Below are 22,337 nucleotides of genomic sequence, written 5' to 3'. Positions count from 1 at the left end.
ACGCCGAAGACTGGCCGCATGAACACCCTGACGCTTTCACCGGGCCGCAGCCGGGGCGGCACGGTGGCGCTCACCGTCGTGACCGCCCTCGCCCCCATGGTCTGGGGCACCACCTACTTCGTCACCACCGAGCTGCTCCCCGCCGGACACCCGCTCTTCGCCGGGCTCGTGCGTGCGCTGCCCGCCGGCCTCATCGCCGTAGCCGTCGGGATGGCGCTGCCGCGCGGCTCGTGGTGGTGGAAGAGCGCCGTGCTCGGCATCCTCAACATCGGGCTCTTCTTCCCGATGCTCTTCATCTCGGCCGAGCGGCTCCCCGGCGGCGTGGCGGCCACGCTCGGCGCGATCGGTCCCTTGGTGGTGGCGCTCCTCGCGGTGCCGGTTCTCGGCGAGCGCCTGTCGGCGCGGCGGATCGCGTGGGGTGTCGCGGGCGTGGCAGGCGTCGGTCTCGTCGTCCTCGGCCCAGGTGCGCGGCTCGATGCGGTCGGCGTCGTCGCCGGGCTTGTGGGCGCGGGCTCGATGGCGCTCGGCGTCACCCTGACCAAGCGCTGGGGGCGGCCCGACGGCGTCGGCCCGGTCTCGTTCGCGGGCTGGCAGCTGACGGCGGGCGGGCTCTTCCTCATACCAGTCACCCTCATCGCCGAGGGCGCGCCGCCCGCCGTCGACGGCCGCGCCGCCCTCGGCTACCTCTGGCTCGGGCTGGTGGGCGGACTGGTCGCGTACGTGCTCTGGTTCCGGGGGATCTCGAAGCTGCCGGTCACGTCCGTCGCGTTCCTCGCCCCGCTGTCGCCCCTGGTGGCGGCGGCGATCGGTGTCGTTGTGCTCGGCGAGAGCCTGTCGGCCGTCCAAGCCGTCGGGTTCGCGCTGGCGCTTGCCGCCGTGCTCGGGGGCCAGCTGCCGCCGCGAGCGCGCGCCGAACGTCCCGCTGCCCCGGTCGTCGTCGCGCCGCTGGGGGCCGCGCGGTGAGGGTCGTGGTTTTCGGAGCCACCGGCATGGTCGGCACACGCGTTGTGGACGAGGCGTCGGCGCGGGGGCACGACGTCGTGGCCGTCTCCCGCACGGGCGAGGGGCGTAGCGCCGTCGTGACAGCTTCCGTGGATGTTCGTGACCGGGTGCAGGTTCGAGAGCTGCTCCGCACCGCCGATGTCGCGGTCAGCGCAGTCCGGCCCCGGCCCGGCGAGGAGGCGAGCGTGCCCGAGACGACGGCCGCCCTGCTCGACGCCACCGCCGAGACCGGAACTCGGTTGCTGCTGGTCGGGGGGGCCGGACCGCTGACGAGCCCCGCCTCACCGGCACTGCTGGTGATTGACGACGAGCGCTACGTACCCCCTCAGTGGAGGTCCAGCGCGGTCGCGAGCCTGGCGCAGCTGCAGGTCTGCGAGGGGCATGAGGCGGCGTGGACCTATCTCAGTCCGCCGGCGATCCTCGAGCCGGGGCTGCGGACGGGCACCTACCGCCGCGGAACGACGATGCTCCTGGTCGACGGCACCGGCCGGTCGCACATCTCGGCAGAGGACCTGGCGGTCGCGGTCATGGACGAGGTCGAGAACCCGTCCGGCGTCAGGCATTTCACTGTCGCGTACTGACGCTGGCCAGCTGGCAGGAAATCCCGCGACACGCACGGCGCCCGCTCACTACGGTCGGCCTATGCCTGCCCGGATGAGGTCTTGCTCTCTACCGCTTGCCCCCGGTGACCAGTGCGTTCCGGACTCGTACCAGCGCCCAGGTGTTACCCCGTCTCGGGACGCACTGCTCGAAAGGAGAGGGTCACTGTGACTCTTCCAGAGACTCTTGCCGGCTGTCTGCTGATCACCGGGACGCCCGGGGCGGGAAAGACGACCGTGTCGCAGCTGGTGGCCGAGCGGCTGCCGCGGGCGGCTCGGCTGGACGGCGACGTGTTCGGCATGATGCTCGTCAGCGGCTGGGCGAACATGCTCGACGACGAAGGCCGGTGGAACCCCGGGCCTGAGGGCCTCCGACAGCTCCAGCTGCGGACCGAGAACGTGTGCTCCACGGCGGACAACTTCGCCCGAGCGGGGTTCACGCCGGTGATCGACTCTGTCGTCGAGACACGATCGGAGCTGGGCTTCATCCTCAGCCGCCTCGAGACGAGGCCCCTGCTGTTGGTGGTGCTGTGCCCGCCGCTGGACGTGGCGCGACATCGCAACGCGACGCGAGCACCCGAGACGCGAGTGGGTTACGACTTCGCGCCTCTTGCTCGGAACCAGCAGCGGGAGCTGGGCGATCTCGGCTGGTGGCTCGACTCCGGGGAGCAGACACCCGAGCAGACCGCGGAGCTGATCGTGGCCGAGGCCGCGCAGCGAGCCGTGGTGACCGACGACGCCGTGGATCGGCTGCCGCGGGCCGGCGGCTACCGCCCCGGCTTCACCGCCGTTGACGGCGAACTCTGAGCAAGCCGCCCGCCCGGGACCACCCTGGATTACGCCGGAGGGTGGTGTTCCTTGAGAAAGCCGATCACTCTCGGCCAGACCAGATCGGGGTCGCTGAACGGGGCGGCATGCCCGAGGCCGGGCAGCTCGACGTACTCTCCGCGCGGGATTGCCCGCGCGACCTCGCGTGCTCGGGAGACGAACGTGTCCGTGTCGAGCTCGAAGCCCATGATCAGACAGGGAACGGTGACGCCCGCGAGGTCCTGAAGTCGATCCTGGTACGTCGATATGAACGTAGCTGATCGTCGTCTCGCGCGTGGTTCGGGCGGGCCTGCCCAGGATGACTGAGCCTCCCGCAAGTTCCGCACGAACGAGTCATCAGCAAGACGGTCCGGCGAGAACGCCGTCAGGAGGCCCATCGCGAGTCGCACGGAGTCTGATCCGCCGTCCGCCAGGATGTCCCAGCACTCCTGCAACACCCTGTCGATCTCGTTCTGCCGCCCGTAGGTGGCGAGCAGAGCGGCCACTCGCACGCGCTCCGGGGCAGCAAGCGCCACTTCCTGCGCGATCGCCGCCCCCTGCGACCAGCCGACGAGCGCGACTGGTTCTCGCCTGCGAGCGAGGAACGCCTCGACGCAGGTGACACTGCTGCGCCAGTCCAGACCGCTCGGCCGATGTTCGAAGGTCGTCACCCGGTAGCCCAGGGCGAGAAGTTCGTCGCGAACACTGGCCGACCACTCGACGGGGTCGGCCAGCGGATTGCTCAGGAAGATCACCTCGGGGCCCGCGCCCCACGTATGTGTCACTCCCAGTTCGTCCTCCGCGCGCCGGCCCATGCGCGAAGCCTTCCACGACGACGGCGTCATGCGCGGTCCCGCTTGTGGCACTGCCGGCGGAAAATCCGTTGATCCGATCGCGCCGCCGGAGCATCGTGGTGCACCACCCGAGAGAACGGAACTCCCATGACAGCTGTCACGCCCCGTGCCCTGACCCACCGAATCACGGACGTGACAGCTCTTGTCGTACCTCAACCTCGGGATCGTCGCCCATGTCGACGCCGGTAAGACCAGCCTGACCGAACGCCTCCTGCACCACGCGGGCGTGATCGACCGCCCTGGCAGCGTGGACCGCGGCGACACCACCACGGACACGCTCGCGCTGGAGCGCGAGCGTGGCATCACCATCCGCGCGTCGGTGGCCTCCTTTCCCGCCGGGGGCATCACCGTCAACGTGCTGGACACGCCAGGGCACCCGGACTTCATTGCTGAGGTGGACCGCAGCCTCGCCGTGCTCGACGGCGCGGTGCTGGTGCTGTCCGCCGTCGAGGGCGTCCAGGCGCAGACGCTCGTCCTGATGCGCGCCCTGCAGCGGCTGCGCCTGCCGGTGATCGTGTTCGTCAACAAGATCGACCGGCGCGGGGCGCGCCCGCACGCCGTGGCCGACGCCGTCGCGCGACGCCTCAGCCCCGACGTGCTGCCCGTGCAGCGGGTGCTCGCCGCGGGAACGGCGTCCGCCCGGGTGGAGCCGCTGCCGGACGACGAGGTGCGCGACTGGCTCGCGGGGGAGTCGCGGCGGGGGAACGCGCATCCCGTGCTGTTCGGGTCGGCGGTGACGGGCGCCGGCGTGCCCGAGCTGGCTGCCGCGCTCGGTACGTACCTGCCGGTGGTTGACGCCGGTAGTCCCGTGGGCGCGGACGCCGGCACTGCCGCCGCTGAGCGCTCCGGCGGACCGTCCGGCGTCGTCTTCGCCATCGACCGGGAGGGCGGCAGGAAGCGGACGTTCGTCAGGATGCGGTCGGGCGCGCTGCAGGTCCGGGACCGCATCGACCTGGGTCACGGCCGGGCCGAGCGGATAACGGGGCTGCGCGTCGCGCACCGGGGCACGCTCGAACCGCGCCCGACGGCGAAGGCGGGGCAGATCGCCGTCTTGCACGGGCTGTCGACGGCGCGGGTCGGCGACGTCGTAGGGCCTGTCCTGCCCGGGGACGAGCGGGCAAGCCAGTTCCCGCCGCCGTCGTACGAGACCGTCGTGGACGCAACCCCGGCCGACCGCGGCCGGCTGTACGCCGCGCTCACCGAGCTGGCCGAGCAGGACCCGCTGATCCGGGTGCGGCGGCGCGACGAGGAGATCACCGTGTCGCTGTACGGCGAGGTCCAGCGGGAGGTGCTGGCAGCCGTCCTCCAGCGGGAGTACCGGGTCGACGCGGAGTTCGGGGAGGTTCGCACAGCGCGCACGGAGCGGCTCGTCGGCACGGGGAACGCTCTGGAGGTGAAGAAGCAGGACGGCAACGAGTTCCTGGCCACGATCGGGCTGCGGGTGGAGCCCGCGCCGGTCGGCTCGGGCGTGACGTTCGAGCTGGAGTGCGAGCGAGGGTCGATGCCGCCCGCGTTCTTCGACGCCGTCGAGGACACCGTCCGCCGCGAGCTGGCCCGCGGGCCGCTGCGCTGGCCGATCCCGGACGCCCAGGTGGTCATGACCCACTCGGGCTACGCGCCGCGGCAGAGCCACATGCACCAGAAGTTCAACAAGGCGATGTCCAGCACCGGCGCCGATTTCCGCGGGCTGACGCCGCGCGTGCTGGCCGCCGCGGTCCGGCGGGCGGGGACGGTGGTGTGCGAGCCGGTCCACCGGTTCGTGATCGAGGTGCCGGACGACGCCGTCGGGCCGGTGACCTCGCTGGTGGGGCGGCTGGGCGGCGTGCCGTTCGAGTCGCGCACGTCGGTCGCGGGGATCGCCGTCGTGCAGGGTGAGATCCCGGCCGGGCGCGTCGCGGCGTTGCAGCGGGAGCTGCCGGGGCTGACCCACGGGGAGGGGATGTGCCGGACGGAGCACGACCGGTTCGAGCCGGTGCGGGAGATGGCGCGGGCGTGAGGGGGGCGTCGATGCGCACGGCATACGTCGCTCATACGGAGGTTGACCATGCAGCTGCTACCAGGACCGCCCCGCTCCCGGCAGCAACTGCATGGTCAACGCGACGCGTCGAGCAGCTCGCCGCAACGATCGCCCGTTCGGGGGAGGCCTCCGGAGGTTCAGGGAGCTCTTATCGGGCATGCGTGGGTGAGAACCCGTGCAGCTCCTCGCTGCCACCCTGGACGACGAGGCACGTGGACTCCGGCACCTCTCGCCAGGCTCCGTGCAGGTCCCCAAGTGGTTCGGACACCACGAGCCGTGCGTCCTCGGAGAGCTTGTGCAGAACGGGGTTGTCGGGGTACTGGATTCGGAGCGTGGAGACGTCAGTGCTGCGGAACAGCGACCGAGACCTGCCCTCGCTGGAGTAGCGAAACGCCCACGTGGTTGTCCCGTCGGTGGTGGCCACGGTCATCTGGATCGGGTACTGGACGCCGTGCCGTCGCCCTGTCTCCTCGATGAGGCCGACTGCTCGGGCGACTGCTCCCGGTGGGTCTTCTTCGAGTCCGAATGTCAGGGCCAGGAAGAAGAAGAGCTCGGAGTCCGTCGATCCCTCGATCTCCGTGTAGAGGGCGGGATCGACGGCCAGGATCAGGTCGCGCTTGAGCAGCTTGAAGTCCGCGATGGCCCCGTTGTGCATCCAGAGCCAGCGGCCGTGGCGGAAGGGATGACAGTTGGTCTGCTGGACCGCCGTGCCGGTCGACGCGCGGATATGAGCGAAGACCCGCCCGGCGGCCGCATGGGCTGAGAGCTCTTGCAGGTTGCGGTCGTTCCATGCCGGCTCGGTGCTGTGGTAGATGCCCGGTGTCTCCAGGGCGCCGTACCAGCCGACACCGAAACCGTCACCGTTGATGGTCTCCACGCCCAGCCGTGAGTGCCTGCTCTGCACCACGAGCGAGTTCTCAGGCTTGTAGAGAAGATCTTCCAGAAGTACCGGCGAACCTGAATACGCGAGCCAACGACACATCTCAACCTCACTCTCCACTCCAGTGTGCGTCGGGGACAGACGCCGCGGGTCATCCGAAGCGGGTGAGGTCGAACCCGCAACTGGCCAATAGCCTCCCAATAGCATGGTCCCCACTGTCGACCTACGCCGGTCCGGCGACCCCCATCACCTGAGACCCAGGATCGGAGGGACATGGGAGCCTTCAATTCGCAGGCGCGGTTGGCCCGCGCGAGGTCGGCAAACCAGCCCCGATCCCGCGTGCCCCACACTGTGGTGGTTCTCCCGTCGTACAGCGTGGAATCGTCGCTGCTCGCGGAGTACGGGCAGCGCATCCCTGCCCTGGAACACCGACAGCTGCTGACCATGCTGATGCTTCCGCAGGTGCCGGAGTCGGAGATGATCTTCGTGACGGCCAAACGCCCCACGGAGCGCGTGCTCGAGTACTACCTGTCCTTCGTGCCGGCGGACCGCCGACACGACACGCGGGCACGGATCCGGCTCCTCGAGGTCCCCGACCCGACCCCGCGTTCGATTACGTCGAAGCTCTTGGACCGGCCGGACCTCATGGAAAGGATCCGGACGATGACGTCCGGCCGCCTGGCTTATATCGAACCGTGGAACGTCACGCATCTGGAGATGGAGGTCGCCCGCCGCCTCGGGTTGCCGCTCAACGGCACCGAGCCGAGCCTGTGGCCGCTCGGGTTCAAGAGCAACGGCCGAAGACTCATGCGCAGCGCCGGAGTGCCGCTTCCGCTCGGACAGGAAGACGTTCGCTCCGTCGCCGACGTCCTGGCAGCCGCGGAGGCCATCAGGCGACAGCATGCCGGCGCGGCCGGGGTGGTCATCAAGCTGGACAACAGCGGCACGGGCCACGGAAATCGCGTGGTCCGGTTCACGGGCTCGCCCACCGCCGCCGAGCTGCGGGCAGCCGTCGAGTCCCTGGAGCCGTGGTATCTCTCCGACCTCGCGGGCGGAGCAGTCGTCGAGGAGCTCGTCACCGGGCACCAGTTCTCCAGCCCCAGTGTCCAGGTCGACATCGCACCGGTCCGCCGCGTAGAAGTCATCTCCACCCACGAACAGCTCCTCGGCGGTGCCGGCGGACAGGTGTACCTGGGATGTCGGTTTCCGGCGAACCCGGACTACCGCAACCACCTCACGTCGTACGGCGAGGCCGTGGGCGAGCTTCTCGCGGACCAGGGTGCGATGGGCCGCTTCTGCGTCGATTTCGCGGCAACACGATCTCCCTCCTCGGGATGGCAGCTACACGGCCTCGAGATCAACCTGCGCAAGACAGGCACCTCGCACCCACTCTCTCTGTTGCACAACCTGGTTCCAGGGCACTACGACGCAGAGACGGGCAGCTGGTCGGCCGAGGACGGTTCTGAACGCTGCTACCGCTCGACCGACAACGTAGTCGACCCGGCCTGGCGCGGGCGCCCCGCTGACGACGTCATCAACGCCGTCCGCTCGGCCGGACTGGAGTTCGACCCACGGTCCGGAATCGGCGCGATCCTCCACAGCTTCATCGGACTCGACATCGACGGTCGGATCGGACTCACGACGATCGGCCGCTCACCCGGCCACGCCGAGCAGCTCCACCAGGCAGCAGTGGCCGCGATCGAGACGCCCGCCTCGCGCCACGTTCCTAGTGCTTGACGGCTCGCCAACGCGCACCACAGATGTCGATCGGACGCTGGAGAGCAGGCAGGGGATACGGGCGCCGGAGCGAGCGCGGGCGTGATGAGTGTCGACGCTGGTCCCAGTCGGGTTGCCGGGCCCGAAGAAGTTCATCGTGAGCGCTCGGACAGTGGGTGCTGGTTCCGATGTCGAGGATGTTTATCGGCCCCTGGAAGTTTCCTCGGAGCTTCATCTGCGCTGGACGAGCTCTAACCTTTGCTTCGCGACTATGGAGTCGCATTCCCCAAACGATGGATCAGAACCCTCTTCAAGCGTTCCGCTCGTCCCGAGCGAATACATGCTGACCAGCACGACCCCAGCCAGGAGAGTCACTTGCGCACATCGCACGACCCACACGGCCCAAATAGCTCGAGCTCCGAGATCGAGGTGAGTCGTCGCCGGGCACTCGGAATCGTCGGCCTGGGAGGGCTGGCTGCCGCCCTGGCACTCAGCGGATGCCAGACCCAGCCATCCACCGCCGGGGCTGCGGCGTCATCCTCCCCGACACCGTCACCGTCCGCTGCACGGCCGAAGACTCCCGCGGAAGCTCTGGCCAGGCTGAAGGACGGCAACGCGCGCTTCGTCGCCGGCAGTGCGATCCACCCGGACCAGGATGCGGAGCGCCGCCACGCGGTCGACGAACACCAGGAGCCGTGGGCGCTGGTCCATGGCTGCGTCGACTCCCGAGTGTCACCGGAGCTCCTCTTCGACCAGGGCATCGGCGACCTGTTCGTCACACGTACCGCCGGAACCGTTCTGGACGACACCATCGTCGGCAGCATGGAGTTCGGGACCGGTAGCCCGTACGAGGTGCCGGTCCTCGTGATCCTGGGACACACCGGATGTGGCGCCGTCGCTGCCACCGTCGACGCCGTGGAGGCCAACCGCGACAACCCCGCTGCGCCGGGCGAGGTCATCGACATCGTCAAGGAGATCGCGCCGGTCGTGCGCCGGACCAAGCCTCTGGAGGACAAGGCCGCCTACGTCGACGAGGTGGTCCGTGCGAACGTCATCTCCGTGGTCGATGCCCTGCTCGAGCGCTCGAAGATCATCCGGGACGCCGTGGACGCCGGCCGCACGAAGGTCGTCCCCGCGGTCTACGACCTGGACACCGGACAGGTGACCTGGCTGTAGGACGTCTGCACTGTCACCGGTAGTTGTCGGATCGCTGTTCGGGCACCCGAGGCCGTTCCGCCGGTAGCCGCGGCTGGGATCGTTGGAATTCCAACGATCCCAGCCGTTGGCGTGTTGACGGCGTGCATTCAAATCCCCGGGAGTGCCGAGCGCTGACCAGGAGGAACACCCTCCGGTCGCTGCGTGCGGGACGCGATCACAAGCGGCGAGTACGCCCCCGGCGACAAGCTGCCCTCCGAACGAGTCCTCGCCGCGACCTACCACGGGGCGCGGAACACCGCCCGCGCGGCCATCCAAGAACTGGTCCAAGAGGGCCTAGTGCGCAGCGAGCACGGCCGGGGATCGTTCGTCCGCGAGCGGCCCCGATGGATGCGGTTCGGACGACGCCGATACGGCAACTCCATGCGAGCCATCACGACGCACGGACCGTTCGGCGCAGAAACCCGAGCGCAGGGCAAGACGCCCCGTGTCGAGGTCCGCAGTGCGGAACGAGTCCCCGCCTCGACGCAGGTCGCGGAACGGCTCGGCGTTGAGCCGGGAACCGACGTCGTGCGGCGCGAGAACTGGTACTACGCCGACGAGGAGCCGATGCAGATCGGGATCACGTTCCTGCCCTGGTCCATCGCCACGGGCACGGTTCTGGCGAAGGCTGAGAATCTCGGCAAGGGAAGCCTCTACGGGCGGCTCGAGGAAGCGGGCTACACCATCGCGTACATCCGCGAAGAGATCTCCGCTCGGCCAGCCACCCGGGAAGAGGCCGAGGGGCTTGACCTTCCCGCAGGGGTGCCGGTCATCGACCTGTGGCACACAGGCATGACGGCCGACAAGCAGCCGTTCGAGGTCACCAACTTCCGCATGCGCGCCGACTACTCAGCACTCGACTACGACATGCCCGTGGAGGACTAAGCCAATGACCGTCGCGATCCGCCCACGCCGTGACGATGACCTACCCGCCCTCGCCGGTGCCCTGGACCGAGTACACGCGCTCGACGGCTATCCCGTTGAGGGCGTAGCCGACCCAGAGGCATGGCTGCGCCACCCGAACGAGCTGCGCAGTTGGACCGCCGTCAACGACGACGAGCCGATCGGGCAGATTACCCTCACGCGTGCCACAGTGAACGATGACGCAGCGCGAGTCTGGCACGAGCACACGGGCGGCGACGTCGACCGCCTGGCAATCCCCGTGCGACTCTTCATCGACCCCAGCCACCGTGGCAGCGGCGCCGGACGTCTCCTGATGGAGGCCGCAACCACTTACGCGAAGGCTCGGGGACTCGCGATCGCGTTCGACGTCATGCTTAAGGACCGCGCAGCGATCCGTCTCTACGAACGCCTCGGTGCCCAGAGAGAATCGCCACCCTCACGCACCACTACGGCGACGGACTCACCGAACCCGCCGCCGTCTATGCCGTGCGCTGAAAAGATGCAGCGGGAAGGGATCGAAGATGCTAGGGACCGCCCGAGAAGTCGCTGGTGTCGGCGCGTCAACGATTGTCTTGGCCATTGCGTTGGGCGGGTGCGTCCCTTTCCTCCCGTCGGACCCAGTTCCAACGCCGGTGGGTGTGCGCGAGGATGACGGCGTCCTGTCGGTCATCGTCCGACGCTGCCAGGACGATGAACCACTTGGCGCGGAGATCGCGTCCTACGAATCGGACGCTGACGACATGGAGCCGGACTGGGCGGCCAAGGGCTATGTCGGCGGCACGTCGGACATCATTCGTCTGGACTCGGAACATTGGCAGGAGGTCGAGGGCTCGTATCAGAGCCTCGACTGGTTTGGGCTTTCGATCGACATGAGTAATCACTCCGAAGGTACCGAAGTTCGCGAAGACGACCCGTACCGCGGTCTCGGCCGGGACGAGTTCCTCGTCAACGACAAAGTGATGACCGCCGACGAATTCCGACGGCTTGTCGCGGCAGATTTCCCCTGCCTGCGTGACATCCCGACGGGGTCCCCCGGGCCATGATTTGAGTTGGGGCAGACGACGCAACTACTGCCGAATTGACCTTTATAAGATCAAGGGCGCGGCTCCGCCGCGCCGCCGTCGGGGCCCCGCGACGGGGCCCCCGCGCTCCGGGCGCGCGCCCTACGCGCACCCCCGTCGCACCCCGCCGGGCACATCAGGCTTTGCGTTGACTGATGTAGTCCCCGAGCGCCATGTCAGGCCACTTACGCCACACCTTCGGGCGGCGACCCCGGAGCCTCAGTTCGGCTGACTCGCTGACCTCGGCGTCGTTAGCGCCGGTCGCATCGGAGAGGGTTTGCCTGTCCGCGTGCCGGTTCGCGCGGTTCACCGAGGCCTTGCGGAACGGGATCGTCTTCCGGGACGCCTTGTCGTTCTCGCCGTAGTTGTTCCGGCGGTCCTTGGCAAGGCTTAGCTGTTTCTTCTCCTGTGGCGTCTTCCGTGACCGCATGGCGCAACGGTAACGGGCACGTCGAGCACTCCGGAAAGCAATTGTCGTGAGCCTCCGGCGGGCACCCCGGGAATCAAGAGGATCGAGGGAACCGCGGTGCCCCTGGTCCTCCGTCATCCATTGGCTTCACCGGGACCCTGACACCGAACCCGCCGGCAGTGCAACAGGTCCCGCCGACCGAGCACACCACGTCACCCAGACTCGATGTGCGGGGACCTGTTGCACTGACGGCAGAACCGATGTCCGAGACGTGCCCCGCGCCAACGGATGACGGAGGACCAGGGACCCCGAGCCGGGAGTATGGCCGGGTTGAAGACCAGCACGAGGGGCTTCGGAGGATCACGCCGGGGGAGCGGGGATCCGCCTGGGGAGTTACACGAGAGTTACACAGGATGACGAGAAACGGCGGCTAACGCTGCACAACGTCGCGAGACGTAAGCGCAGGTCAGCCGCCGTTTCGGGGCATCTCAGCAGGTCACGGGGGACCGGCGATCAGATGTCGTAGTAGAGCTCGAACTCGTGCGGGTGCGGCCGCAGGCGGATCGGGTCGATCTCGTTCTCGCGCTTGTACGCGATCCAGGTCTCGATCAGGTCCTCGGTGAACACGTCACCGGCGGTGAGGTACTCGTGGTCGGCCTCGAGCGCGTCGAGCACGCCGTTGAGCGACGTCGGAACCTGCGCGATCTGCGCGTGCTCCTCCGGGGGCAGCTCGTACAGGTCCTTGTCGACCGGTGCCGGCGGCTCGATGCGGTTCTTGATGCCGTCCAGGCCGGCCATCAGCATCGCAGAGAACGCCAGGTACGGGTTCGACGACGGGTCCGGCGCACGGAACTCGATGCGCTTGGCCTTCGGCGACGTACCCGTGATCGGGATACGGATCGAGGCGGAGCGGTTACGGGCCGAGTAGACGAGGTTCACGGGAGCCTCGAAGCCCGGCACCAGGCGGTGGTACGAGTTCACCGACGGGTTGGTGAAGGCGAGCAGCGACGGCGCGTGCTTCAGGATGCCGCCGATGTACCAGCGGGCGATGTCGGACAGGCCGCCGTAGCCCTTCTCGTCGTAGAACAGCGGCTCGCCGTTCTTCCAGAGCGACTGGTGCGAGTGCATGCCCGAGCCGTTGTCGCCGAAGATCGGCTTCGGCATGAACGTGGCCGACTTGCCGGCCTCGAACGCGACGTTCTTGATGACGTACTTGAACTTCATCAGGTCGTCGGCGGCGTGCAGCAGGGAGTTGAACTTGTAGTTGATCTCCTGCTGGCCGGCGGTGCCCACCTCGTGGTGCGCGCGCTCGACGGAGAGGCCGACCTGGCCGAGGGTCTTGACCATGTCGTCGCGCAGGTCCGCGAAGCGGTCGCTGGGCGAGGTGGGGAAGTAGCCGCCCTTGTAGCGGGTCTTGTACCCCAGGTTGCCACCCTCCTCCTCGCGGCCGGTGTTCCACGCGGCTTCGACAGAGTCGATGGAGTAGAAGCTCTCGTTCGCGGCCGTCTTGAAGCGCACGTCGTCGAAGACGTAGAACTCGGCCTCGGCACCGAAGAAGACGGTGTCGGCGATGCCGGTCGACTTCAGGTAGGCCTCGGCCTTGGCCGCAATGTTGCGCGGGTCGCGAGCGTAGGCGTCACCCGTGAACGGGTCCACGATCGAGAAGTTCACGATCAGGGTCTTGGCCTTGCGGAACGGGTCGATGTACGCCGTCGCGACGTCCGGCACGAGCTTCATGTCGGACTCGTGGATCGCCTGGAAACCGCGGATGGACGAGCCGTCGAACATGAGGCCCTCGCTGAAGGCGTCCTCGTCGAACTGCTCGACCGGGATGTTGAAGTGCTGCGTGATGCCCGGCAGGTCGATAAACCGGACGTCGACGAACTCCACCCCCTCGTTGCGGGTGAAGGCGATCGCCTCCTCGGCGTTCTTGAACATCTGCGCTCCTTGCTCGCTCGATAAGTTCAGGGGGAGTCCGTCGGACCATGCCGGACGAGCTGGGGCACGGTCACACTCGGATCGCCATGAACCTATGGGCAGGTGGTTTCTCTCTGGTTACTGATTGTTGCCGGGATGTTTCTCAGGCCTCTCGGCCGTGTAACCCCGGGAAGACGTGCTGGTCGAGGCTCCGGCAGCGCTCCCCAGCGTGCCAGAACTCACATGCCATGGCCCGGCGGCGTCCGTCCATCGGACGGATGAAGGGCTGGCAAAGAGGGCGCCTCCCCTTCAGGGAGGCGCCCTTGGCCACGTTCGCCGGTCGGGTGTCCGACGGCGTTGGCGGCCGGTCAGCGGCCGCGCATGCCCTTGCGGTCGGGGCGGGCACGGGTGGGATCGATGCCCTTGGGGATCGGCAGCTTGACGCCGCCGATGGCCTTGAGACGCTTGCTGATCTCGGCCACCTCGGCCCGGGTCAGGGTCGACTTGAGCCTGGTGACCGCGCGCGCCAGCTTGGTGAGCGGCACCTGCCCCTCGCCGTCGCCGCACTGGATCAGCGTGACCGGCACGTTGGACAGGATGCGGCTGACCTTCTTGCGCTCCTGGTCGAGCAGGCGCGTCGCACGGTGCGGCGGACCCTCAGAGACGAGCACCACACCGGCCTTGCCGACGCCCCGGAACACGAAGTCCTGGTTGCGCGCGTCGACCGCGACGGGCTCGTCCTCGAAGGTCCAGCCACCGCGGACGGTGCCGAGCGCGGCGCGCGCGGCACCGGGCTGGCCGGCGATCTGCGTGTAGGCGGCCTTCTCCGCGCTGCGCGACAGCACGAACATCGCCGCGAGCACGCCGAACGGCACGCCGATCACGAGCGCATAGACCCACGGGCCCGTCAGGACGCCGATGAGCAGTGCGACCGCCACGACTCCGATGAAGGAGGCGAGCATCCACCAAGTGACCAGCGGGTTCTGCTTGCGGGTCATCTTGTAGACGTCCCACAGCTGGTGATACCAGCGGCGCTTCTTGGGCTTCTTCTGCTTGGAGGCAGACGCTGCTACATCGTTGCGCGCGTCGTCCCCGGACGAGGTTCGGGCCATGGTCGTCAATTCTAGTGTGCTGCGAGTGGACTGGGCGCCCGATCAGCGAGCCAGCAGGCTCGCCGCCTCCTGACGAGAGGTGGTGGGCTGTGCGAGGTGCGAGAGCGCCTCGGGGATCGCGCGGCCGTGCTTGGTCATCGCCTGGCCCCACAGGCGGCCTGCGCGGTAGGAGGAGCGCACCAGCGGCCCCGCCATGACGCCGAGGAAGCCGATCTTCTCGGCGGTCTCGGACAGCTCCACGAACTCCTCGGGCCGCACCCAGCGGTCCACCGGGTGGTGGCGCAGCGACGGGCGCAGGTACTGCGTGATCGTGATGATGTCGCAACCGGCGTCGTGCAGGTCCTGGAGGGCCTGCTTGACCTCCTCGATGGTCTCGCCCATGCCGAGGATCAGGTTCGACTTGGTGACCAGGCCGGCGTCGCGGGCCCGCGTGATCACCGACAGCGACCGGTCGTAGGTGAACGCCGGACGGATCTGCTTGAAGATGCGCGGCACGGTCTCGACGTTGTGCGCGAGCACCTCGGGGCGGGACTCGTTGACGGCGTCGAGCAGCTCGGGGATGGCGTTGAAGTCCGGGATCAGCAGCTCGACGCCGGTGCCGGGGTTCAGCGCGTGGATCTGGCGGACGGTCTCCGCGTAGAGCCAGGCGCCGCCGTCGGCCAGGTCGTCGCGGGCGACGCCCGTGACCGTCGAGTACTTCAGGCCCATGGTCCGCACGGACTCGGCGACGCGGCGCGGCTCGTCCTTGTCGAAGTCGGCGGGCTTGCCCGTGTCGATCTGGCAGAAGTCGCAGCGGCGCGTGCACTGGTCACCGCCGATGAGGAAGGTGGCCTCGCGGTCCTCCCAGCACTCGAAGATGTTGGGACAGCCGGCCTCCTCGCACACCGTGTGCAGGCCCTCGCCCTTGACGAGCGATTTCATGTCGCGGTACTCGGGACCCATCACCGCCCGGGTCTTGATCCAGTCGGGCTTCTTCTCGATGGGCGTGGCCGAGTTGCGCGCTTCGATGCGCAACATGCGTCGGCCTTCAGGTGCGATGGTCACGCAGTTTCCCCTCCCAGGTAACGGGTTGGCTCAGCCTATGCCTCGGGCGCCCGCCCTCGTGCGGCCGTCCCGTCGATGGCCAGTGGCGTTGGTCACGCCGTCGCGGCGACTGCCTCGGACGACGCGCGAGACGGCTCCTCGGACGGCGTACCGCTCCGGACGAGCAGCGGCGCCAGACGTTCGATCAGAGCCGCCTCCAGGAGTGGCCGGACCTCCTCGACGGTGACCCGTCGGCCGAGCTCCGCGGTGAGCGACGTGACGTCGGCGTCGTCGATCCCGCAGGGCACGATGCGGTCGAACGCGGCGAGGTCGGAGTCGCAGTTCAGGGCCAGGCCGTGCATGGTGACGCCCTTGGCGACCCGCGCGCCTATGGCGCAGACCTTGCGCTCCCGCCGGGGGTTCGGCACGTCGGGGGAGTCGGCGCCGACCCACACGCCGGAGCGGCCCTCCACGCGGATGGTCTCGACGCCGACCGCCGCGCACACGTCCATCACAGCCCGCTCCAGGGTGCGGACGTACTCGACGACGTCGAACGGCTTGGCCAGCTTGAGGATGGGATAGGCCACGATCTGGCCCGGCCCGTGCCACGTGATCTTGCCGCCGCGGTCGACCTTGATGACCTCGGTTCCGTCGGTCGGGTACTCGTCGCGGTGCGTGCGCGCGCCTGCCGTGTAGACGGAGGCGTGCTCGAGGAAGAAGACCGTGTCGGCCAGCTCCTCGGCACGCACGGCCTCGTGCGTGCTGCGCTGCAGGTCCCAGCCCTCGTGGTACTCGATGTGCCCGGTGAGGTGGCGGATATCCATGCCCGCAAGCCTAAGCCCGCCGCCCAGGGGAGCACGGCCCGACCGGTTCACCGTCCGCTGACCGGGATTCAGCAGGCCGATGGCGGCCGTTATCGGGTCGATTACGGTCGTCCGGAGCCTGCTGAACCGAGCTCAGCAGCCGTCAGAGACGCACCGGGTCTTCGGAGCCGCCGGGCGCCGGCGTCCACCCGCCCAGCTCGTCAAGGCGAGCGGCCACCGCGGCCCCGATCCCGCCCGGCTGATGGTTGTCGGCGGGCTTGAAGCGCAGCATCACGACCCTCCCGGTCGCCAGCAGCCGGTTCTGCCGGGGTGCGTCGTTCACTAGCGCTTCCGGTGTGGAGTGCGGACCGACGCCGTCGATCTCTACCGCGAGCCAGCGCCGGTCGCGCAGGTGCCAACCGAAATCGCAGCGGGCGAGGAAGCGTCCGTCCTTGTGGAACACGACCTGGACACGGTCCGGGGGTACGCCGTGGTCGATGCAGGACAACCGGGCGCCAGTTTCGGCGGGGGATTCGTCGCTCCCGACGGCGAGGGCGAGCCAGCCCAGTGCTTGCCGGGCATCACGGCGACCGTGCAGCAGCCGCTCGACCTCGGCAAGTCCGGCCTGGCTGATCAGTCTCTTGTTCAGGGCGCTGCTGACCACGGCGACGGCGTCGTCCCGGGACAGGCGGGGCAGCGCCTGGGCGAGCGCGTGCTCGATCTTCGCGATACGCCAGCTGCCGTACCGCTCTGTCGCGAAGTTTCCGTACTGACGCACGATCACGCCATCCCGCCCTCTGTGGCGTGCACCCCCCGGAAGGGAGACCTCCGGCTCTATGTGGCGGGGCAGACCGGCCACCCCGTGCAGAGCAAGCGCGGCGGCTCCGACGGCCGCCGACCCCGGTCGGACGAGCAGCCCCTTTACGGCGGACCGGCGTCGGATGTGGTCGAAGTAGTCGTCTCGAATCCTTGTCGACGGCGGGGCGGGATCCGTGTCGATCACACGATCGCCTTCCCTTCGCCAGACGCCGTTCCGGACGAGTCGATGTATCCGGCGCCGGTCGACTCCGGCGGCGTAGCACTGCTCAACGGAGACAAGGCCCTCCTGCCGGGCGGCAAGGTCGCTCACCCCGTGAGGGACCGCGCTGAGTGAACGCATGCCGGGATCAGATCACCGCAGGACCCCGTGCCGAGCGTGCGCCGGTGGAGGCTGTGCACAACCTTGCCGAGCACCGTCCTGTGGTCGACCTCGCGGCGGTGCGCTCGCGGAAGGAGGGCTGTGACCGCCGTCGACCGATCTCCGGGGTGGGCGGGCGCGGGCTCGATCCTGAGACGGATTCAACAGGCGGATGGCGGCCGTTATCGGGTCGATTACGGTCGTCCGGAGCCTGCTGAACCGAGCTCAGCATGCGCCCAGCAGGGCAGGGGTCAGGACGCCGGGAGGGGCTCCGCCGGGCAGCTCGTCAGGACGTCCTCCATGGCGTCGTGCTCGGCGGGTGTGACCCAGAGCTCGTACTTCGCCTTGACCGCGATCTGCCGGGCGACGTACTCGCAGCGGTAGGCCTGGTTGTCGGGCAGCCACTCGGAGGCGTCCTTCGCCCCCTTGCCCATGTTGGCCGGGCCGTCGGAGGCGATGAGGTTGAGCGGGTCGTTCGCGAACTCGATGCGCGTGTCCCGGTCCCAGTCCGCGGCGCCGGTCGTCCAGCCGTTCATCAGGGCCACCACATGGTCGATCTGCACGTCGCCGGAGTCCTCGCCGCGCTCGAAGGCGATGGTCTCGCCCGTGTACGGGTCGTCGAGCGTGCCGGACGCGACCTGGCACGTGTCGCCGACGGTCAGCACGATGTCCTCGAGGTCTCGCTGGAGCATGTCGTTGCGGGTGTCGCAGCCGTTGTCGTCGGCGTCCTGCCAGGCGCTCCCGAAGTCGGCCTCGCGGTCGTAGCCGTCCTCGGTGGCGGGGTCCTGCACCTTGAGCGTCTCCAGCGCCGCGATGGCCGAGCCCTCGGCGCCCTCGGCGGGGGCGACGTCGTCGCCCAGGGACTGGAGTACGAAGTTGCCGGCGAGCACGAGTGCCGCGACCGCGATGAGCACGAGCTGCACGGTCTTACGGGTCTGGCTGGACTTGTTGGCTGTGGCGGACACGAGCCCCCTCATTCTGTCGGCCGGTGCTGTCCGGCCGCGCATGGCCGGACAGGACTGAGAACGCGCGAAACGTACCTCTTGCCCCAGTCTGCCAGAGTTGTATTACGGGTCTTGAGCGGCTGACCAGTGATCTCGCGTCGGAGTGTTTCCCGGGGCACCATGGCACTATGGCTCTTCGGATCGGGATTGTCGGCTACGGGGGTGCGGGCAGGCAAATCCACGCCCGCCTGGCGCGAGCAGCGGGAATGACGGTGACCGCCGTCGTCGCACGCGATTCCGGCCGGCGCGTCCAAGCGGCGGGAGACTGGCCAGGCGCACGGTTGTTCAGCGACCTGCCCTCGATGCTCGCCGAGCCCGGACTCTACGACCTGGTGGTCATCGCCAGCCCGTCCTCGCTGCACGCCGAGCACGCGAACGCCGTCTCCGTGGCGGGCAAGCCGTTCGTGCTGGACAAGCCGATAGCGACCACGGCGGCGGAGGCGCGGCAGGTGCTGAAAGCGGCGTCGTCGTCCGGCACCCCGTTCACCGTGTTCCAGAACCGGCGCTGGGACCCGGAGCAGCTGACCCTCGCCGCCCTGCTGAAACAGGGCGACCTCGGCAAGGTGCACACCTTCGAGCGGCACTGGGAGCGGTGGCGGCCCAAGCCGCAGCAGCGATGGAAGGAGAACGACGCCGTGGGCGGCGGGCTCCTGCTCGACCTCGGCTCCCACCTCGTGGACTCGGCGACCCAGCTGTTCGGGCCGGTCGTCGCCGTGTACGCCGAGACGCGGGCGCTCTCGACGCCCACCGAGGACGACGTGTTCCTGGTGCTGCACCACGCCGCGCCGGGCGGTCAGCAGGCCGGTAGGCCGGGCGCAGTCCCGGGCCGGGCCACCGGCGCCGACATTCTGTTCGGGGAGCCGCCGGCCCCCAGGGGCGTGGTCTCCCGGCTGTGGGCGGGCTCCCTCGTCGGCGCGCCCGGCCCGCGCACGCGCGTCCTGGGAGACGGGGGCGCGTACCTGGTGAACTCGTTCGAGGGCGACGCGTCGCCCTTCGACGTGCTCGACAGCGAACAGCCTGAGGGCACCCACGGCTGGCTCGTGCGCGGCAGGGAGCGCACGGCGGTGCCGCGGCCCAAGGGCGGGCACGGGGACTTCTACAGCGCCGTCGCCGACTGGCTCGCCGGTGAGGCCGACGTCCCTGTCGATCCCGCCGACGCCGTCCGGACCGCCGAGGTCCTTGACGCCGCGCGCGAGTCGGCCCTGGAAGGGCGGCTGGTCGACGTCTGAGGGGCCCGCCGCACCTCGCCGGGTGCTGCTCGGCGCACCCCGCCGGGCAGGTCCACGCACTCGGGTCTTCACCCACAGGGTCTTTGATTCGGCAAATCCTGTGGATAAAGGGCGGGCTCCGAACGGCCGGGTTCTCATGAACGGGTGCACTACATCGAATCCGCGGAACTGGTCCGCGTGGCCGTCCCCACCGAGGCAGCGGCACGCGAACTCCTGGTGCGCCGACTGGACACCCTCGCGACACTGGACCACCCCCATCTGGTGCCGCTCATCGCCATCTCCCCGAACGGCCCGGACAACCTCGACGTCCGGCTGTCGCGGACGGGGGTGGTCGACCTACCCACCGCCGTCGGCTCGCGGGGACCGCTGACCGCCGCAGAAGGCTCGGGAATCACCGTCGCTATCGCCCAGGCGCTCGCGGCGCTGCACAGCGTGGGCATCGTCCACGGCGGAGTCCGGCCGACGGACGTGCTGTTACGTAGCGACGGCAGCGCGATGCTGCGCCCTCGGGTGACGCTCCCGGCCCACAGCGACGACCCGGTCGACGTCACGTCACTGGCGACGCTCGTCGAGTCGGTGCTGGGCTTCCCTGGCCCCAGCCTGAACTCCGAGGCCGACGAGGCGCTGCGGGCCGTGCTGGCCCGCGCCCGGGCGGAGGACCCGCGCGACCGCCCCGAGCCGGGCACGCTCGCGGCGCTCGCGAACGACGCCGTGGAGCCCGAGCCCGTCCGGCTCCCGGCGGGGTCGGCGATGGTCTCGGCCGCGCTCAGCGGTCCGGTGCCCATCGTGGGCCACGTGCCGCTCGGTGCCCCTACGCCGTCGGCCTGGCGCTCGGCGGCCGGGTCGCTGACCGAGTCTGCGGTGGACGCCGTGGCCTCCCCGGCGCGGCGTCGGGCGACGATGCCGCTCACGCGCCGCTCCCGTTCGGCGGAGCGGGCCGGGAATGTCGCTCAGCCGGGGACCACGACCGTCTCCGTGTTCGCGACAGCCATGATCGCGGCGGGCGTCATCGCGGGGGTCACGGCCGGGGCAATGGCCCTGCCCGGGGTCTTCGGCGGCGAGGAGCCGGCGGTTGCGGTGCAGTCTCCGGTGGCGTCGTCGTCCCACGTGGTGGGTGTCAACCCGGTGAGCAACGCCAAGGATCCGGCAGGTGCTGCCGCCGAGCTCACGTCGCGCCGGCTGGCGCTGCTGGCGGGTGCCCTGTCCGACATCGGCGCCGTCAACGTGGAGGGCTCGCCGGCCTATCGGGCCGACCAGCAGATCCTCGACGAGCTCGAGCAGACCGGAGCACAGGTGGTCGGCGCGTCCGCCGAGGTGCAGTCGACGGAGGTCGTGACGGTAGGCCCAGGTGCCGCGTCGGACCTGCAACAAGCGACCACGGCGGCGCGCAACGAGACGTCCGGGACGCCGGGGGCCGCGGACGGGAAGCAGACAGCCAAGAAGGTGCCGATCGAGGCAGTGGTCCGGATCGAGTACACGATCACTGCGCACCTGCAGGTGTCCGATGGCGGCGAGACGGCGGTGCCCGCATCGCAGGAGTCGGCCGACCTGACCCTGATGTGGACCCCGGGCGGCTGGCGGGTCAGCGAGGTGCGCTGACCCTTTGCTCAGTGCTACGCGGCCTGCTCCACCACCCAGCGGGCCGCGTCCTGATGATCAGCGTGCGTCCAGGTGAAGCCCGTCCGGCCCAGCACGGCGGGCACGACCCGCTGGGAAGCGACAAGGTCGTGGGCGAACGGCCCGAGGGCGATCCGTAGCGCGAACCGCGGCAATGCCAGCGGGGCCGGCCGGTGCAGGGCCTCGGCGAGCGCGCGGGTCATGGCCCGGTTCGTGGTGGGCTCGGGCGCCACGGCGTTCACGGGCCCGCTGACGTCGGTGCTGATGACGTGGCGGATCGCCGCGACCTCGTCGGTCAGGGTGATCCAGCTCCACCACTGGCGGCCGCTGCCGAGCGGCCCGCCCACGCCGAGGCGCAGCAGCGGCAGCAGCCTGCCGAGCGCGCCGCCCGTCGGCGCCAGCACCAGGCCGCTGCGCAGCCACACGACGCGCCCGCCCGCATCGGAGGCTGGCGCCGTGGCGTTCTCCCAGGCCTTGACGAGGTCCGCCAGGAAGTCGTCTCCACGCCCGGACGCCTCGGTGAGCACCTCGTCACCGCGGTTCCCGTACGCCCCGATGGCGGAGGCGTTGACCAGCACCGGCGGGGTCTCGAGCCGGGCGATCGTGCGGGCGAGCAGGCTCGTGGTGGTGGTGCGCGAGCCGACGAGCGTCTGCTTGTACGCAGCGGTCCAGCGGTGGTCGCCGATCCCGGCGCCGGCCAGGTTCACGACGGCGTCCGCGCCCTCCAGCGCGGCCGGGTCGAGCTCGCCGGTCCGTGGGTCCCACAGCAGGTCGCGGACGCCGGTGAGCTCGGCGGTGCCGGCGGCCGCGTGGTCGCCGTCGGACGGCTTCGCGCCCCGGCGCACCAGGCGCCGCACACCGTGCCCGCGGCTGACCAGGTCCGCGACCAGCGCGGAGCCGATGAGGCCGTGTGATCCCGCAACCACCACATCCATGCGCTGAAATGTAGCCTGCTCAGCGCGGACGCGGCCCCGCGGACATGTAGCCGTGGCCGGCTCCGAACCCGGAAC

General features: G+C 69.6%; 21 protein-coding genes. 11 read left to right on the top strand and 10 right to left on the bottom strand.

Features of this window, described 5'->3' with window-relative positions:
- The first annotated feature begins 18 nt into the window (after positions 1-18).
- The 3 genes from IE250_RS02855 (at position 19) to IE250_RS02845 (ending at position 2,408) form a co-directional block, all read left to right on the top strand.
- The gene (locus IE250_RS02855; RefSeq protein ID WP_189667736.1) at positions 19-963 is read left to right on the top strand and encodes an EamA family transporter; all 945 of its coding nucleotides are present in this window, start codon (positions 19-21) and stop codon (positions 961-963) included.
- Positions 960-1,583: an NAD(P)-dependent oxidoreductase gene (locus IE250_RS02850; protein WP_189667735.1), complete on the top strand. Its 624-nt coding sequence runs from the start codon at positions 960-962 to the stop codon at positions 1,581-1,583. The genes IE250_RS02855 and IE250_RS02850 overlap by 4 nt, the downstream gene beginning before the upstream one ends.
- 186 nt (positions 1,584-1,769) lie before the next feature.
- Positions 1,770-2,408, top strand: a complete 639-nt coding sequence (locus IE250_RS02845) for an AAA family ATPase (RefSeq protein ID WP_189667734.1) — start codon at positions 1,770-1,772, stop codon at positions 2,406-2,408.
- A 29-nt stretch (positions 2,409-2,437) separates the two neighbouring features.
- Here the strand turns inward: IE250_RS02845 and IE250_RS02840 are convergent, their stop codons facing one another.
- Positions 2,438-3,253, bottom strand: a complete 816-nt coding sequence (locus IE250_RS02840; protein ID WP_189667733.1) for an alpha/beta fold hydrolase — start codon at positions 3,251-3,253, stop codon at positions 2,438-2,440.
- 151 nt (positions 3,254-3,404) lie between these two features.
- Here IE250_RS02840 and IE250_RS02835 point away from each other — a divergent pair, with 151 nt between their 5' ends.
- Complete coding sequence (locus IE250_RS02835; RefSeq protein WP_189667732.1) at positions 3,405-5,258, top strand: elongation factor G; 1,854 nt, start codon at positions 3,405-3,407, stop codon at positions 5,256-5,258.
- A gap of 169 nt (positions 5,259-5,427) precedes the next feature.
- On the opposite strand, the gene IE250_RS02830 is transcribed toward IE250_RS02835, so the two are convergent.
- Positions 5,428-6,261, bottom strand: a complete 834-nt coding sequence (locus IE250_RS02830; protein ID WP_189667731.1) for a class II glutamine amidotransferase — start codon at positions 6,259-6,261, stop codon at positions 5,428-5,430.
- A 237-nt stretch (positions 6,262-6,498) separates the two neighbouring features.
- Between IE250_RS02830 and IE250_RS02825 the strand changes: the two genes are divergently transcribed.
- The 5 genes from IE250_RS02825 to IE250_RS02805 all read left to right on the top strand — a co-directional run bounded on the left by IE250_RS02825 (position 6,499) and on the right by IE250_RS02805 (position 11,018).
- Positions 6,499-7,896, top strand: coding sequence for a peptide ligase PGM1-related protein (locus tag IE250_RS02825; RefSeq protein ID WP_189667730.1), 1,398 nt, complete (start codon positions 6,499-6,501; stop codon positions 7,894-7,896).
- 408 nt (positions 7,897-8,304) lie between these two features.
- Positions 8,305-9,051: a carbonic anhydrase gene (locus IE250_RS24775; RefSeq protein WP_268247784.1), complete on the top strand. Its 747-nt coding sequence runs from the start codon at positions 8,305-8,307 to the stop codon at positions 9,049-9,051.
- 183 nt (positions 9,052-9,234) lie between these two features.
- Positions 9,235-9,957 (top strand): GntR family transcriptional regulator, encoded by a 723-nt coding sequence (locus IE250_RS02815; protein WP_189667728.1) that lies wholly within the window; start codon positions 9,235-9,237, stop codon positions 9,955-9,957.
- A 4-nt stretch (positions 9,958-9,961) separates the two neighbouring features.
- Positions 9,962-10,627: a GNAT family N-acetyltransferase gene (locus IE250_RS25020; protein WP_189667727.1), complete on the top strand. Its 666-nt coding sequence runs from the start codon at positions 9,962-9,964 to the stop codon at positions 10,625-10,627.
- Positions 10,614-11,018 carry a hypothetical protein gene (locus IE250_RS02805; RefSeq protein ID WP_189667726.1) on the top strand — a complete coding sequence of 135 codons (405 nt, stop codon included), beginning with the start codon at positions 10,614-10,616 and terminating at the stop codon, positions 11,016-11,018. Before IE250_RS25020 ends, IE250_RS02805 begins: the two co-directional genes overlap by 14 nt.
- Before the next feature lie 154 nt (positions 11,019-11,172).
- Here IE250_RS02805 and IE250_RS02800 read toward each other — a convergent pair whose 3' ends face one another.
- From IE250_RS02800 to IE250_RS02770, 7 genes are all read right to left on the bottom strand, one after another.
- The gene (locus IE250_RS02800; protein WP_189667725.1) at positions 11,173-11,466 is read right to left on the bottom strand and encodes a hypothetical protein; all 294 of its coding nucleotides are present in this window, start codon (positions 11,464-11,466) and stop codon (positions 11,173-11,175) included.
- Between the two features lie 492 nt (positions 11,467-11,958).
- Complete coding sequence (gene glnA, locus IE250_RS02795) at positions 11,959-13,383, bottom strand: type I glutamate--ammonia ligase (protein ID WP_189667724.1); 1,425 nt, start codon at positions 13,381-13,383, stop codon at positions 11,959-11,961.
- Between the two features lie 347 nt (positions 13,384-13,730).
- Positions 13,731-14,474, bottom strand: a complete 744-nt coding sequence (locus tag IE250_RS02790; protein WP_189667723.1) for a DUF4191 domain-containing protein — start codon at positions 14,472-14,474, stop codon at positions 13,731-13,733.
- A gap of 42 nt (positions 14,475-14,516) precedes the next feature.
- Entirely contained in the window at positions 14,517-15,518 is a 1,002-nt protein-coding gene (gene lipA / locus IE250_RS02785) for a lipoyl synthase (protein WP_189667722.1), read from the bottom strand.
- Positions 15,519-15,610: 92 nt separating this feature from the next.
- Complete coding sequence (gene lipB / locus IE250_RS02780) at positions 15,611-16,321, bottom strand: lipoyl(octanoyl) transferase LipB (RefSeq protein ID WP_229872081.1); 711 nt, start codon at positions 16,319-16,321, stop codon at positions 15,611-15,613.
- Between the two features lie 142 nt (positions 16,322-16,463).
- Positions 16,464-17,459 carry a type IV toxin-antitoxin system AbiEi family antitoxin domain-containing protein gene (locus IE250_RS25135; RefSeq protein ID WP_189667721.1) on the bottom strand — a complete coding sequence of 332 codons (996 nt, stop codon included), beginning with the start codon at positions 17,457-17,459 and terminating at the stop codon, positions 16,464-16,466.
- 269 nt (positions 17,460-17,728) lie between these two features.
- The gene (locus IE250_RS02770; protein WP_189667720.1) at positions 17,729-18,442 is read right to left on the bottom strand and encodes an HNH endonuclease family protein; all 714 of its coding nucleotides are present in this window, start codon (positions 18,440-18,442) and stop codon (positions 17,729-17,731) included.
- Positions 18,443-18,609: 167 nt separating this feature from the next.
- On the opposite strand from IE250_RS02770, the gene IE250_RS02765 reads away from it, so the two are divergent.
- Positions 18,610-19,710 carry a Gfo/Idh/MocA family oxidoreductase gene (locus IE250_RS02765; RefSeq protein ID WP_189667719.1) on the top strand — a complete coding sequence of 367 codons (1,101 nt, stop codon included), beginning with the start codon at positions 18,610-18,612 and terminating at the stop codon, positions 19,708-19,710.
- Between the two features lie 144 nt (positions 19,711-19,854).
- Entirely contained in the window at positions 19,855-21,309 is a 1,455-nt protein-coding gene (locus tag IE250_RS02760) for a serine/threonine-protein kinase (protein ID WP_189667718.1), read from the top strand.
- 14 nt (positions 21,310-21,323) lie between these two features.
- Here the strand turns inward: IE250_RS02760 and IE250_RS02755 are convergent, their stop codons facing one another.
- Positions 21,324-22,262, bottom strand: a complete 939-nt coding sequence (locus IE250_RS02755) for a TIGR01777 family oxidoreductase (protein WP_189667717.1) — start codon at positions 22,260-22,262, stop codon at positions 21,324-21,326.
- Positions 22,263-22,337: the final 75 nt, after the last annotated feature.

Source organism: Promicromonospora soli (genome assembly GCF_014653785.1).
In the GTDB taxonomy this organism is placed as follows: domain Bacteria; phylum Actinomycetota; class Actinomycetes; order Actinomycetales; family Cellulomonadaceae; genus Promicromonospora; species Promicromonospora soli.
The sequence above is the reverse complement of the archived record's forward strand: the minus strand, read 5'-3'. Positions and strand labels throughout refer to the sequence as shown.

Excerpts from the sequence above, each read along its gene's own strand:
- IE250_RS02855 (WP_189667736.1), top strand. The coding sequence starts at position 19 with ATGAACACCCTGACGCTTTCACCGGGCCGCAGCCGGGGCGGCACGGTG.
- IE250_RS02840 (WP_189667733.1), bottom strand. The coding sequence starts at position 3,253 with ATGACGCCGTCGTCGTGGAAGGCTTCGCGCATGGGCCGGCGCGCGGAG.
- IE250_RS02830 (WP_189667731.1), bottom strand. The coding sequence starts at position 6,261 with ATGTGTCGTTGGCTCGCGTATTCAGGTTCGCCGGTACTTCTGGAAGAT.
- IE250_RS25020 (WP_189667727.1), top strand. The coding sequence starts at position 9,962 with ATGACCGTCGCGATCCGCCCACGCCGTGACGATGACCTACCCGCCCTC.
- IE250_RS02800 (WP_189667725.1), bottom strand. The coding sequence starts at position 11,466 with ATGCGGTCACGGAAGACGCCACAGGAGAAGAAACAGCTAAGCCTTGCC.
- glnA (WP_189667724.1), bottom strand. The coding sequence starts at position 13,383 with ATGTTCAAGAACGCCGAGGAGGCGATCGCCTTCACCCGCAACGAGGGG.
- IE250_RS02790 (WP_189667723.1), bottom strand. The coding sequence starts at position 14,474 with ATGGCCCGAACCTCGTCCGGGGACGACGCGCGCAACGATGTAGCAGCG.
- lipB (WP_229872081.1), bottom strand. The coding sequence starts at position 16,321 with ATGGATATCCGCCACCTCACCGGGCACATCGAGTACCACGAGGGCTGG.
- IE250_RS25135 (WP_189667721.1), bottom strand. The coding sequence starts at position 17,459 with ATGCGTTCACTCAGCGCGGTCCCTCACGGGGTGAGCGACCTTGCCGCC.
- IE250_RS02765 (WP_189667719.1), top strand. The coding sequence starts at position 18,610 with ATGGCTCTTCGGATCGGGATTGTCGGCTACGGGGGTGCGGGCAGGCAA.
- IE250_RS02755 (WP_189667717.1), bottom strand. The coding sequence starts at position 22,262 with ATGGATGTGGTGGTTGCGGGATCACACGGCCTCATCGGCTCCGCGCTG.